Source organism: Cellulomonas sp. P4_A2, from assembly GCF_056402515.1.
Genome location: NZ_JBFUHG010000006.1, coordinates 103,864 through 116,996, shown reverse-complemented (window position 1 = coordinate 116,996; position 13,133 = coordinate 103,864). Strand labels below are relative to the sequence as shown.

Annotated in this window: 12 protein-coding genes and 2 tRNA genes; 5 read left to right on the top strand and 9 right to left on the bottom strand. The window is 71.1% G+C overall.

Annotated features, from left to right (window positions below; all coding sequences use genetic code 11):
* Positions 1-127: 127 nt before the first annotated feature.
* On the top strand, positions 128-2,761 hold the full coding sequence (valS, locus tag AC1DUE_RS08295; RefSeq protein ID WP_477038926.1) for a valine--tRNA ligase: 2,634 nt from the start codon (positions 128-130) through the stop codon (positions 2,759-2,761).
* A gap of 120 nt (positions 2,762-2,881) precedes the next feature.
* Here valS and AC1DUE_RS08290 read toward each other — a convergent pair whose 3' ends face one another.
* From AC1DUE_RS08290 to AC1DUE_RS08260, 7 genes are all read right to left on the bottom strand, one after another.
* Positions 2,882-4,078, bottom strand: coding sequence for a baeRF2 domain-containing protein (locus tag AC1DUE_RS08290; protein WP_477038925.1), 1,197 nt, complete (start codon positions 4,076-4,078; stop codon positions 2,882-2,884).
* A 127-nt stretch (positions 4,079-4,205) separates the two neighbouring features.
* On the bottom strand, positions 4,206-4,520 hold the full coding sequence (locus AC1DUE_RS08285) for a chorismate mutase (protein WP_477038924.1): 315 nt from the start codon (positions 4,518-4,520) through the stop codon (positions 4,206-4,208).
* A gap of 31 nt (positions 4,521-4,551) precedes the next feature.
* Entirely contained in the window at positions 4,552-5,829 is a 1,278-nt protein-coding gene (gene clpX, locus AC1DUE_RS08280; protein WP_477038923.1) for an ATP-dependent Clp protease ATP-binding subunit ClpX, read from the bottom strand.
* A gap of 246 nt (positions 5,830-6,075) precedes the next feature.
* Positions 6,076-6,777 (bottom strand): ATP-dependent Clp protease proteolytic subunit, encoded by a 702-nt coding sequence (locus AC1DUE_RS08275; protein WP_028047103.1) that lies wholly within the window; start codon positions 6,775-6,777, stop codon positions 6,076-6,078.
* A 45-nt stretch (positions 6,778-6,822) separates the two neighbouring features.
* Positions 6,823-7,440 (bottom strand): ATP-dependent Clp protease proteolytic subunit, encoded by a 618-nt coding sequence (locus AC1DUE_RS08270; protein ID WP_477038922.1) that lies wholly within the window; start codon positions 7,438-7,440, stop codon positions 6,823-6,825.
* Positions 7,441-7,658: 218 nt separating this feature from the next.
* Positions 7,659-9,071: a trigger factor gene (tig, locus tag AC1DUE_RS08265; protein ID WP_477038959.1), complete on the bottom strand. Its 1,413-nt coding sequence runs from the start codon at positions 9,069-9,071 to the stop codon at positions 7,659-7,661.
* A 267-nt stretch (positions 9,072-9,338) separates the two neighbouring features.
* Positions 9,339-9,412, bottom strand: a tRNA-Pro gene (locus tag AC1DUE_RS08260).
* Positions 9,413-9,530: 118 nt separating this feature from the next.
* Between AC1DUE_RS08260 and AC1DUE_RS08255 the strand changes: the two genes are divergently transcribed.
* Positions 9,531-9,604: transfer RNA gene (locus AC1DUE_RS08255), tRNA-Gly, on the top strand.
* 21 nt (positions 9,605-9,625) lie between these two features.
* On the opposite strand, the gene AC1DUE_RS08250 is transcribed toward AC1DUE_RS08255, so the two are convergent.
* Together AC1DUE_RS08250 and AC1DUE_RS08245 are read right to left on the bottom strand one after the other, a co-directional pair.
* On the bottom strand, positions 9,626-10,441 hold the full coding sequence (locus tag AC1DUE_RS08250; RefSeq protein ID WP_477038921.1) for an MBL fold metallo-hydrolase: 816 nt from the start codon (positions 10,439-10,441) through the stop codon (positions 9,626-9,628).
* On the bottom strand, positions 10,441-11,031 hold the full coding sequence (locus AC1DUE_RS08245) for a dihydrofolate reductase family protein (RefSeq protein ID WP_477038920.1): 591 nt from the start codon (positions 11,029-11,031) through the stop codon (positions 10,441-10,443). The genes AC1DUE_RS08250 and AC1DUE_RS08245 overlap by 1 nt, the downstream gene beginning before the upstream one ends.
* Positions 11,032-11,104: 73 nt before the next feature.
* On the opposite strand from AC1DUE_RS08245, the gene AC1DUE_RS08240 reads away from it, so the two are divergent.
* Genes AC1DUE_RS08240 through AC1DUE_RS08230 form a run of 3 tightly spaced genes read left to right on the top strand, consistent with a single transcriptional unit; the run spans position 11,105 to position 13,132 of the window.
* On the top strand, positions 11,105-11,593 hold the full coding sequence (locus AC1DUE_RS08240; protein WP_477038919.1) for a winged helix-turn-helix transcriptional regulator: 489 nt from the start codon (positions 11,105-11,107) through the stop codon (positions 11,591-11,593).
* Between the two features lie 35 nt (positions 11,594-11,628).
* Positions 11,629-12,705, top strand: a complete 1,077-nt coding sequence (locus tag AC1DUE_RS08235; protein ID WP_477038918.1) for a Gfo/Idh/MocA family protein — start codon at positions 11,629-11,631, stop codon at positions 12,703-12,705.
* 10 nt (positions 12,706-12,715) lie between these two features.
* Complete coding sequence (locus AC1DUE_RS08230) at positions 12,716-13,132, top strand: nitroreductase/quinone reductase family protein (RefSeq protein ID WP_477038917.1); 417 nt, start codon at positions 12,716-12,718, stop codon at positions 13,130-13,132.
* Position 13,133 lies beyond the last annotated feature (1 nt).

Genomic DNA, 13,133 nt, shown 5'->3' with positions numbered 1-13,133 from the left:
CTGCCATCCGTCGGTCACGTCGGCTGCGTCGTTCATCGACTGGTCACGCACCGTTCACCGGCGTCGATCCCGGGCGGGCACGGGACGCGGACCCGGGCTGTCCGCCGATCTGGGAAGATATGGCCCCATGAGCTCCGACTCCCCCCTGCGCATCACGGCCCCGCGACACGTCCCGGACAAGGTCTCCCTCGACGGGGTAGAGGTCCGCTGGGACGCCGCGTGGACCGAGCAGGGTCTGTACGCGTTCGACCGCACCGCGACGCGCGAGCAGGTGTACTCGATCGACACCCCGCCGCCGACCGTCTCGGGCTCCCTGCACGTCGGGCACGTGTTCTCCTACACGCACACGGATGTCGTCGCGCGCTTCCAGCGCATGCGCGGCCGCGAGGTGTTCTACCCGATGGGCTGGGACGACAACGGCCTGCCCACCGAGCGTCGCGTGCAGAACTACTACGGCGTGCGCTGCGACCCGTCCCTGCAGTACGAGGCCTCGTTCGAGCCGCCGTTCGACGGCGACGTCCCGAAGGGCGCCCAGCAGGTGCCGGTGAGCCGTCGCAACTTCGTCGAGCTCTGCGAGCGCCTGACGGTCGTCGACGAGCGCCAGTTCGAGGCCGTGTGGCGCCGGCTCGGCCTCTCGGTCGACTGGGGCATGACTTACCAGACGGTGTCCGCGGAGTCGCGGGCCGTCGCGCAGCAGGCGTTCCTGCGCAACCTCGCCCGCGACGAGGCCTACCAGGCCGAGGCGCCCGGCCTCTGGGACGTCACGTTCCAGACCGCGGTCGCGCAGGCCGAGCTCGAGGCCCGCGACTACCCGGGGGCGTTCCACCGCGTCGCGTTCCATCCAGTGGGCGCAGCGCAGACGTCGCCTGTTTTCATCGAGACGACGCGTCCGGAGCTCCTGCCCGCGTGCGTCGCCCTGATCGCGCACCCCGACGACGAGCGCTACCAGCACCTCTTCGGGACGACCGTGCGCTCCCCGCTGTTCGACGTCGAGCTGCCCGTGCTCGCGCACCCCGGCGCGGAGCCGGACAAGGGCGCGGGCATCGCGATGTGCTGCACCTTCGGTGACCTGACCGACGTGCAGTGGTGGCGCGAGCTGCAGCTGCCCACGCGCTCGATCATGGGACGCGACGGCCGCATCCTGCGCGAGACGCCCGAGTGGATCACCTCGTCGAAGGGGCGCGCCACCTACGAGGAGCTCGCCGGCAAGACGACGTTCTCCGCACGCGAGGCTGTCGTCGCCGGGCTGCGCACCGCGGGCGACCTCGACGGCGAGCCCGTGCCCACGCAGCGCAAGGCGAACTTCTACGAGAAGGGCGACAAGCCCCTCGAGATCGTCACCAGCCGCCAGTGGTACATCCGCAACGGGGGCCGCGACGAGACCCTGCGCGAGGCGCTGCTGGCCCGCGGCGCCGAGCTCGGCTTCAACCCGGACTTCATGCGCGTCCGCTACGAGAACTGGGTCGGCGGCCTGAACGGCGACTGGCTCGTGTCGCGGCAGCGGTTCTTCGGCGTGCCGTTCCCGGTCTGGTACGCGCTCGACGCCGACGGCGAGCCCGTCTACGAGACGCCGCTGGTGCCGACCGAGGACCAGCTCCCGGTCGACCCGTCCTCCGACGTCCCGACCGGCTACACGGCCGAGCAGCGCGGCGTGCCCGGCGGCTTCGTCGGCGACCCCGACATCATGGACACCTGGGCGACCAGCTCCCTGACCCCGCAGATCGTCGGCGGCTGGCGCACCGACCCCGACCTGTTCGCGCGCGTCTTCCCCATGGACCTGCGCCCCCAGGGCCAGGACATCATCCGCACCTGGCTGTTCTCGACGGTCGTGCGCAGCCACCTCGAGCACGGCTCGCTGCCGTGGTCGTCGGCCGCCATCAGCGGCTGGATCCTGGACCCCGACCGCAAGAAGATGTCCAAGTCCGTCGGGAACGTGGTGACCCCGTTCGGGCTGCTCGAGGAGCACGGGTCCGACGCCGTCCGGTACTGGGCCGCGTCCGCACGCCTGGGTACCGACGCCGCGTTCGAGGTCGGGCAGATGAAGATCGGCCGGCGCCTGGCGATCAAGATCCTCAACGCCTCGAAGTTCGCGCTCTCCTTCGGGGGCGCCGACGAGCCGCTGTCGCTCGACCCCGCGCTGGTGACCGCAGAGATCGACCGCGCGATGCTCGCCGGGCTCGCGGACGTCGTCGAGAAGGCCACCGCCGCCCTGGTCGCCTACGACCACACGCGGGCCCTGGAGCTCTCGGAGACGTTCTTCTGGACGTTCTGCGACGACTACCTCGAGCTGGTCAAGGACCGCGCCTACTCCGACGGCGAGGCTGCACAGTCCGCCCGGACCGCGCTGGCCATCGCGCTCGACGTGATGCTCCGCCTGTTCGCGCCGGTGCTGCCATTCGCGACCGAGGAGGTCTGGTCGTGGTGGCGCGAGGGGTCGGTGCACCGCGCCGCGTGGCCGGACGCCGCTCCCCTGCGCTCGGCCGCCGGGTCCGCCGACGCGGGCGTCGTGGCCGCTGCCGGCTCCGCCCTGGCCGCCCTGCGCAAGGTGAAGTCGGAGGCCAAGGTGTCGATGCGCACCGAGATCGCCGCCGTGACACTCTCGGTGCCCGCCGCCCTGCGCGCCGGCGTCGAGGTCGCTCTCGACGACGTCCGCTCGGCCGGCCGCGTCACGGGCACCCTCGACCTCGTCGACGGCGACGCCGAGACGGTCGTCGCGAGCAACGCCGAGCTCGTCCCCCCGACCCCGGCTCCCGCCCCGTAGCACCCACAACGTCCGAGCAGATGTGGCCTATAGCGCCCATCTGCTCGGACGTTGCTGTCTCTCACGTCTGACGTCCGAGCAGACGTGGGTTCTGGCCCACATCTGCTCGGACGTTGCGGGCTAGACGACCGTGCGGAGGCGGGCCTGGTCCGCCGACTGGGTGGGGACCGCCTCGCTCGGCGTGGAGCCGTCGGACCAGCGCAGGACGGCGCCGATGCCGTCGACGAGGTCCACCGACCCGTTCTCCGCGAACGTGAGGCCGGCGTCCTGACCGATCGCCGCCCGCACCAGGGCGACGTCCGCCGGGAGCCGGCGCGCGCCGTCGCTCACGCCGATCGCCGCGAGGTCGTCCGCCGACGACGCGAGCTGCAACGGCTCGTCACCGACCCACAGCTCCTGCTCGGACAGGCCCTGCGAGAGCGCGTCGACGTGCAGCACGAGCTCGGACACCTGCCCGCGCCGCAGCACCTCGATCACGTCGTCCAGGGCGGTCACGGCACCCTCGCCCCGACCCTGCGCCTGCCGGAACCGGTCCAGCACGGCGTCGCGACGACGGCCGCGGAACCCGCTGAGCACCTCGGCGACCCGCCCGTCGAACACGTCCTGGTTGACCCCGTCGCCCCGCGCACCGCCGAGCACGTCGACGAGCACCTCGGTGACGTGCTGCGCGACCGCCTCGCGGACCAGTCCCACGGCGCGCCCGTCGCCCGTGAGCACGACCACGTCCGGGTTCCGCTCGGACACGCGCTTGTCGAGCACGGCCGCGACCGCCTCGGCGTTGCGCTGCCACGAGTCCTCGGCCCGCGTCTGGCTGCGCCGGTCGAGCCCGCCCTCACGGGTCTTGTGCACGTCGTCGTGCCCACCCTCGACGGTCTCGACCTCCGGCCCCCCGAGGGTCCGCACGCTGCCGCCCGTGGCCCAGGTGAGGTCCGCACCGTTGCGGTCCACCTCGACGAGCAGGTAGCTGACGGTCTGGTCGGCCGCGCGGATCGCGGGGAGCAGCGCGGGCACGGGCCCGTACACGGCGTGCGCCTGTGCGGGCGGCTCGGCGAGCACCCGGTCGACGACGACCGAGTCGGCGTCCGAGACGATCACGCGGCCGTGCGGGCCGCGGACACCGGTCGGCGTGGCGACCAGGTCCCCGATCTCGTCCAGCACGCGGGCGGGCGCTCCGTCGCGCTCCAGCTGGCGTCGGACGGCCTTCCAGCGGTCGGCTGCCTCCGCCTCCCCGGCAGCGTCGGCGCGGGTCACGTCCAGGTAGACGGTCGTGAACGGCGACGGACGTCCGAGCAGGGGCTTGAGCCAGTGCAGGTCCATGGGCAGATCCTCCGGGATCGACGGCTCCCCAGCGGTCGCGGGTCCCCCCCGTACGGTCCGCCGGAGCTGACCCTGTCTACCTTCCGCCACCTGTGGTCCGTCCGCTACCCCGGGCAGCGAATCCGTCTCAGCTGCGCGTCGCGTGGTCCTGCGCGATCTCCTCGTGGTGCCGGATGACCTCCTCGACGATGAAGGCGAGGAACTTCTCGGCGAAGACGGGGTCGAGGTCGGCCTCGTGCGCGAGCTGGCGCAGGCGCGCGACCTGCTGCTCCTCGCGACCCGGGTCCGACGGCGGCATCCCCTGCGTGGCCTTGAGCACGCCGACCTGCTGCGTCGCCTTGAACCGCTCGGCGAGCAGGTAGATCAGCGCGGCGTCGATGTTGTCGATGCTGCCGCGCAGCCGGACCAGGTCCGGCGGGATCGGGGTGGGGAGGTCGCTCACGAACGCGATCCTAGGTCCCCGACGACGAGCGTCAGGCGCTCTTCTCGCGGGGCGGGCGCTTCTCGCGGGGGGTCTCGCGCGGGATCAGGGTCGGGTTCACGTTCTCCAGGACGACCGCGCGCGTGATCTCCACGCGGGCGACGTCGTCGCGGCTGGGGACCTCGAACATGACCTGCTGGAGGACCTCTTCCATGATCGCCCGCAGACCACGGGCACCCGTGCCGCGCAAGAGCGCCTGGTCGGCGATCGCGGCCACGGCCTCGTCGTCGAACTCGAGGTCGACGCCGTCGATCTGGAACATGCGCTGGTACTGCTTGACCAGCGCGTTCTTGGGCTCCGTGAGGATGCGGACGAGCGCGTCCTGGTCCAGCCGCGCGACGGCGGCGACCACGGGCAGCCGGCCGATGAACTCGGGGATCAGGCCGTACTTCTGCAGGTCCTCCGGCCGGACCTCCGAGAACAGGTCACCCTCGTCGACGGACTCCAGGAGCGGGGCGCCGAAGCCCACGACCCGCTTGCGGGCGCGGGCGGCGATGATGTCGTCGAGACCCGAGAACGCGCCCGCCACGATGAACAGCACGTTCGTGGTGTCGATCTGGATGAACTCCTGGTGCGGGTGCTTGCGGCCGCCCTGCGGAGGAACCGAGGCCGTGGTGCCCTCGATGATCTTCAGCAGCGCCTGCTGGACGCCCTCGCCGGAGACGTCGCGCGTGATCGACGGGTTCTCGCTCTTGCGCGCGATCTTGTCGATCTCGTCGATGTAGATGATGCCCGACTCGGCCTTCTTGACGTCGTAGTCAGCGGCCTGGATGAGCTTGAGCAGGATGTTCTCGACGTCCTCGCCCACGTAGCCGGCCTCGGTCAGGGCCGTGGCGTCCGCGATGGCGAACGGGACGTTGAGCATGCGGGCCAGCGTCTGCGCGAGGTACGTCTTGCCGGTGCCGGTGGGGCCCACGAGCAGGATGTTCGACTTCGCGATCTCGATCTGGTCGTCGGTGGACCGACCGGCCTCGCCCGCCTGGACGCGCTTGTAGTGGTTGTACACGGCCACCGACAGCGCTCGCTTGGCCGACTCCTGGCCGATGATGTACTGCTCGAGGAAGTCGAAGATCTCCTTGGGCTTGGGCAGCTCGACCAGCCCGACCTCGGTGGCCTCCGCCAGCTCTTCCTCGATGATCTCGTTGCAGAGCTCGATGCACTCGTCGCAGATGTAGACGCCGGGGCCTGCGATCAGCTTCTTGACCTGCTTCTGCGACTTGCCGCAGAACGAACACTTGAGGAGATCGGCTCCGTCCCCGATACGAGCCACGTCGATCCCCTTCCTCGTGTCGCCTCCGCCCGGCGGGCGATGCGTCCGTGCACAGCTGGTCGGTGCAGCAAGTCGGTGCAGCGCGACCCCGGAGGGTGCGCGTCCTCCCCCATTGCACACCACACCGGCCGGGATGTCAGCCGAACACACGGGGCGCGGTGCGCCGGGATGCGAAAACTCCCCGGATGGTCCACGGACCGGGCCGCAACGTGCCGGCCCGGTCCGTGGACGCAGTCGTCCTACTAACTACTTCGGCTGAACAGTCGTCGCGATGACACCTTTTCGGCTCTCGAGAACCTGGTCGACGATCCCGTACTCCTGCGCCTGCTGCGCCGTCAGGATCTTGTCGCGCTCGATGTCCTTGCGGACCAGCTCGATGTCGCGGCCCGTGTGGTGCGCGATCGTGAGCTCGAGCCACTCGCGCATGCGGATGAGCTCGTTGGCGTGGATCTCGATGTCCGAGGCCTGCGCGTAGCCGCCACCCTCCATCGCGGGCTGGTGGATCAGCACGCGGGCGTTGGGCAGGGCCAGGCGCTTGCCCGGCGATCCGGCGGCGAGCAGCACGGCCGCGGCCGAGGCGGCCTGCCCGAGGCAGACCGTCTGGATGTGCGGCTTGATGTACTGCATCGTGTCGTAGATCGCCGTCAGCGCGGTGAACGAGCCGCCGGGCGAGTTGATGTACAGGATGATGTCGCGGTCCGGGTCGGTGCTCTCGAGCACCAGGAGCTGGGCCATGACGTCGTCGGCAGACGCGTCGTCCACCTGCACGCCGAGGAAGATGATGCGGTCCTCGAACAGCTTGGTGTACGGGTCCTGACGCTTGAAGCCGTAGGCGGTGCGCTCCTCGAACTGCGGCAGCACGTACCGGGCCGCCGGCGACGAGGGGGCCAGCCCACCAGGGCCGGCCAGCATCCCCGCGCGGGCCATGAACTGGGACTCCATGCTCACGAGATTCTCCTCAAGATGGTGATGGCAGCGGTCTGGAGGACCGGCTCAGTTGGTCCCGCCGCCACCGGCGACCGAGTCCGCCCGCTCGACCACGTGGTCGATGAAGCCGTACTCGAGGGCCTCGGGGGCCGTGAACCAGCGGTCGCGGTCGGCGTCGCTGTTGATCTGGTCGACACTCTTGCCGGTCTGCGCGGCGGTCAGCTCGGCGAGCACCGTCTTCATGTGCAGGATCAGCTGCGCGTTGATGCGGACGTCGGTGGCGGTGCCGCCGATGCCGCCCGACGGCTGGTGCATCATCACGCGGGCGTGGGGCGTCGCGTAGCGCTTGCCCTGCGCGCCCGACGAGAGCAGGAACTGCCCCATCGAGGCGGCCATGCCCATCGCGATCGTGGCGACGTCCGGCTGGATGAACTGCATGGTGTCGTAGATCGCCATGCCCGCGGTGATCGAGCCACCCGGCGAGTTGATGTACAGCCAGATGTCCTTGTCGGGGTCCTCGGCCGCCAGCAGCAGCATCTGGGCGCAGATGGCGTTCGCGTTGTCGTCGCGCACCTCCGAGCCCAGCCAGATGATGCGCTCGCGCAGGAGTCGGTTGTAGATGGAGTCATTGAGGCCGAATGCCGGGGACTCGGCCCTGGCCAGCGTCGGCACGTGCTCGTTCACGAAGGCTCCCTCGTCTGACGGTGACATCTGTCCTGCTCGCCAGAGGACCCGGGATCGGCCCGTCCCACCTGTGCGATGCAGTGACCCTAACGCGCAGGAACACCCCTCCATGTCCCCGCCGCGAGCGTTTTCGCTGACGGCAGAGCCGCACGCCCGGTACGGGTGGGATGCACGAAGGCCCCGCACCGATCGAGCCGGTGCGGGGCCTTCGGGAGGCGTCAGGCCTTGGCGTCCTCGGTGAACGACGAGATGTCGCTGGCCGCGTCGGTGCTCGGCTGCTCGTCGCCGGCCTCCGACTCGACGTCCGCGAGGACGGCGGCCTGCTGGGCCAGCTCCTCGGCGGCGTCGTCCGCGTCCGTGCCGATGAAGTCGCTCAGGTCGACCGCGTTGCCGGCGGCGTCGGTGACCGCGACGCGACGCAGGGCGACCGCGAGGGCCTTCGAGCGCGCGACCTCGGCGACCATCATGCCGATCTGGCCCTGCTGGTCGATGGTCTGGATGAACGTGTTCGGGTCCATGCCGTACTGGCGCGACGCGCTGACCAGGTAGTCCAGCAGCTCGGGCTGGCTGACCTTGATCTCGAGCTCCTCGGCGAGCGTGTCCAGGAGGATCTGGTTGCGCAGCGCGGTGGTCGCCTGCTCGCCGACCTCGGCGCGGTGCTCGTCGTCCTCGAGACGACCCTCACCCTCGAGGTGACGGTGCACCTCGGCCTCGACGACGCCCTGCGGGATCGGGATCTCGGTGCCGGCGAGCAGCTGCTCGAGCAGCAGGTCGCGGGCCTGGACCGCCTGGTTGGAGATCTTGGTCTTCGACGCCTGCTCGCGCAGGTCCGCCGTCAGCTCGTCGAGCGTGTCGAACTCGCTCGCGAGCTGGGCGAAGTCGTCGTCGGCCTCGGGCAGCTGGCGCTCCTTGACGGTGGTCGCCGTGACGGTCACCAGGGCGGTCTCGCCCTCGTGGTCGCCGCCCGCGAGGGCCGTCTCGAACGTCGTGGTCTCGCCGGCGGACAGGCCGGTCAGCGCCTCGTCGAGACCCTCGAGCATGTTGCCCGAGCCGATCTCGTAGCTGACGCCGCTGACCTGGTCGACCTCCTCGTCACCGATCTTGGCGACGAGGTCCAGGACGACGAAGTCCTTCTCGGCGGCCGGGCGGTCGATGCCGACCAGCGTGCCGAAGCGCTCGCGCAGGGCGTCCAGGCGGCCGGTGATGTCCTCGTCGGAGACCTCGACGTCGTCGACCGTGATCGCGATGCCGTCGAAGGCGGGGACGGTGATCTCGGGGCGGACCTCGACCTCGGCGGTGAAGTGCAGCTCGCCCTCCTCGCCGGACGGCGTGCCGGGGATCTGGGTGACCTCGACCTCGGGCTGGCCGAGCGGGCGCAGCTTGTTCTCGCGGACGGCCTCGGCGTAGAAGCCGGACAGACCCTCGTTGATCGCGTGCTCGAGGACGGCGGGACGGCCGACGCGCTGGTCGATGATGCGCGGCGGGACCTTGCCCTTGCGGAAGCCGGGAACGGTGACGTCCTGCGCGATGTGCTCGTAGGCGTGCGCGATGCTCGGCTTGAGCTCGTCGTACGTCACCTCGACGGTCAGCTTGACCTTTGTCGGGTCCAGGGTCTCGACGGCGCTCTTCACTTCGATGGTCTCCAACTGATCGGGTCCGGCGCCGGTGACTCCGGCGTTCTCCGTGGATCTCTGAGCGGATTCTGCGTGCTCAAGCTCACGACTGCCGCGCGCAGACCCGTCGGGCGCGCGCTGGCGACCCTCGATCTTACGTCACCGCGCCGGGTGGCCCAAAGCGAGCCCACGCCCGCTCGACGGCTGACGAGGACCGCGAGGACCGCGGGCCGTCGGCGCTCGGCCGCCGTCCCACCGAGCCGCGGCGCCTCGACAGAACCCTTGTCGGGATGGCGGGATTCGAACCCACGACCTTCCGCTCCCAAAGCGGACGCGCTACCAACCTGCGCCACATCCCGGCACACCCGACCAGGCCCGGAGGGCGGCTGGGTGCACGTTGCGCCCTCGCGCACCCGGTACCCTGGGTGCCGCGGTCCGGACTGATCACTCAGAGCTCTGGGTGACGGTCGGACCTGTGCGGACGTAGCTCAATGGTAGAGCCCCAGTCTTCCAAACTGGCTACGCGGGTTCGATTCCCGTCGTCCGCTCCAGTCCGTCCGTCCGGCGAGCTCTCAGCTCGCCTCGTCGCGGTTCTGGGTGAACCGCTCGAGCTGGCCTTCGTGCAGACCGGTCACGAACTCGTAGCCTGCCCTGGCCCGCGGACCGATCCGTGGGTCGTCGGGCGTGCGCCCGTCGCGCAGGGCGTGCAGGTAGGCCCGGTCCTGGTCGATCCGTGTGCGGAGCTCGGCGGCTCCAGCCACGGACCCGTGGCCGGGCACGACGACCTCGACGCCGTCCGATGCGTCCTCGAGCAGCTGCAGGGCGGCGAGGTAGTCCCCGACCGGGTCCTCGGCGAACGCGTTGAGCAAGGGGATCAGCACGTCGGAGAGCATGTCGCCGGCGACGAGCACGCCACGTTCCTCGATCAGCAGCGCCGCGTGCCCGGGGGCGTGCGCGCGATGCTCGATGACCCGGACCGCCGGGCCGTCCCACGGGATCCTTGTCGCCCCGGCGGGCAGGCCGTCGATGCGGCCGAAGACGTCGTCGACCGGCACCTGGTCCGCGATGTCCTCCGGGAGCATCCTGGCGACGAAGGCCCTCCAGTCCGGGTCGGCGAGGCGCGCCGCGATGGCGGCCGCGCAGGTGGCCGTGCCGTAGCGGGGCACGTCGCCGAACCCGGCGTGCCACAGGAGGTGGTCCCAGTGCGGGTGCGTCGAGAACCCCGCGGCGACGGGCCGTCCCAGGTCCCCGGCGATGCCGGCGAGCTCGTCGGCGAGCACTCCCGGGTCGACCAGCAGGACGCCCGCCGCCCCGTGCACCACGACGGCGTTGCTCTGCAGGAACGTGCTCTCGTGGGTGAGCACACCCTCGGCGACCTGTCGCAGCATCAGCCGACCTCGCTCTCGTCGCGGATGGCGTAGTGGCGCAGCGTCACGCCGGAGTCGAACGAGCGGTGCTCGAGCAGGTCGAGCTCGACGGGCCGGTCGTAGTCGTCGAAGAGCGGCCGACCGAAGCCGAGGATCGCGGGATGGGTGGTGAGCAGCAGCTCGTCCAGCAGGCCGGCGCGGAGCAGCTGGGTGGCCAGCGACGCCCCACCGACGCCGATCATGCCGTCGGTCTCGGCGCGCAGCACCGCGAGCTGCTCGATGGCGTCGTCGCCCCCGATGATCCGGGTGTCGTGATCGGCGCTGTGCCGGGTCCGGGAGACGAGCACCTTGGGCGTGGTGGTCCAGATCTCGCCGTACTCGCGCAGCACCTCGGGCAACGAGTCGTCGTCGCGCGCCCCCGGCCACGTCTGCTCCATCGTCTCGTAGAAGACCCGGCCGTGGACGATCATCGACGCCGCGCGTGCGAAGGCGTTCAGCTCGCGGTGCAGCTCCTCGTCGATGCGCAGCCACTCGCCCGCGCCGTCGTCGCCAGGGACCTGCTCGATCCGCAGGTCGAGGGACACGTTCATGGCGTACACGAAACGGCCCATCGTCTCCTCCTCGCATAGTGATTGCGATCTGCAACCACTATAGTGAGGCCGAAAGACGTGTCAAGGAGGGGTCGTGGAACCAGGGTCTGGCGGTCCGATCGGCGCCGCCGTCGACGTGCTCGGAGATCGCTGGTCGTTGCTCATCCTGCGCGACGTCATCTTCCGCGACCGCCGCCACTTCCGCGCGCTGCTCACCGGTTCGGCCGAGGGCATCGCGTCGAACATCCTCGCCGACCGCCTCGTGCGGCTCGTCGAGGCGGGGATCCTGACCCGTGGCACGGCCGCCCGCGGGGCGCGCGCCCGCTACAGCCTCACCGAGGCCGGCATCCAGACCCTTCCGATCCTGGACGCCCTGGGCAACTGGGGCCTCGAGTGGCGACCGGGGAGCGCCGCGCTGCAGAGCAGGCAGCAGCTCCTGCACGACGAGGGCCCGGCGTTCGTCGCCGCGCTCATGGACGAGCTCAGGGTGCGCCACCTCGATGCGCCGCCGGAGCCGCACGACGGCCCGAGCCCGCTCGAACGGCTCGAGTCCGCGGCCGCCGAGCACGACCACGCCGACTGACCCGAGAGCCCCGCGCGCGATGACAGGCTGTGCGCATGTCGGACCTGACCCTCCCCGAGCCGCGCACCGCCGACCCCGCGGACGCTCCCCCGCTGCGCTGGGGAATCCTCGCCCCTGGCCACATCGCGCAGCAGTGGGCGACCGCCCTGCGCGAGCACACCCGCCAGAGGCTCGTCGCGGTCGGGTCACGCTCGCCGGAACGGGCCGCGACGTTCGCGGCCGAGCACCGGGTGGACCTGGTGCACACGTCCTACGAGGCTCTTGTCGACGACCCCGAGGTCGACGCCGTCTACGTCGCCAGCCCGCACAGCCACCACCGCGAGCACGCGCTGCTCGCGCTGCGGGCCGGCAAGCACGTGCTCGTCGAGAAGGCCTTCACGCGCAACGCCGACGAGGCGCGCGAGCTCGTCGCGGCCGCCGGCGAGGCGGGCGTCCTGCTCATGGAGGCCATGTGGACGCGCTACCTCCCGCACACGGACGTCGTGCGCCGGGTGCTCGAGGACGGGCTCCTCGGGGACGTGCACCGGATCACCGCGGACTACGGCGTGCGCGCGGAGCAGGACCCGACGCACCGGCTGCTCGACCCGGCCCTCGCCGGCGGCGCGCTGCTCGACCTCGGCATCTACCCGCTGTCGTTCGCGTCGTCGGTCGCGCGCGCGGCCGGACTCCCGGTGCGGCCGACCAGCGTCCAGGCCGCGGGCTCCCTCACGACGACCGGGGTGGACGCGCAGGTCAGCGCCCAGATCGGCTACGGCACCGCGCAGGCGCAGCTCTTCACGTCGATCCTCACCGCCTCCGGGCACACGGCGCAGGTGTACGGGTCGCTGGGCCGGCTGGAGGTGGACGACCGGTGCTACGTCCCGGCCGGCGTCACGCTCACCGTCGGCGAGCGGTCCGGGACCTGGGACGCCAACCGCGTCCACGGGTACGGCGGCCTCGCGTTCCAGGCCGCGGCGCTCGCGACCTACGTCGCGGAAGGTCGCACGGACTCGCCGTTGCTGCCCCTCGACGAGACGGTCACGATCCTGGAGACGGCCGACGAGATCCGCCGGCAGGTCGGCGTCGTCTATCCGGGTGAGGCCCGAGTCGCGAGGGAGCCGGCACCGACCTGACACTGAGCCCATGAGCGACTGGAACAAGCAGATCATCGACGAGTTCCGTGCGAACGGCGGCGACGTCACGACGAACGGGTTCGGCAAGGGACTCGTCCTGCTGCACCACCGTGGCGCCAAGACCGGCACCGAACGCGTCAGCCCCGTGGCCGGCATCGCGCAGGCCGACGGCTCGTGGCTCGTCGCCGCCTCGAAGGGCGGAGCGCCCGACAACCCCGCGTGGTTCCACAACCTGCTCGCCCACCCCGACGTCGAGATCGAGACGCCCGACGACGGGACGCTCCAGGTGAGCGCGACGCAGCTCACCGGCGACGAGCGCGAGGCGGGCTGGGCGCAGTTCACCGCGCGGTCGGCCGGCTTCCGGTCCTACGAGCACAAGACGACGCGCACGATCCCCGTGCTGCGGCTCGCACCCCGCGACGCCTGAC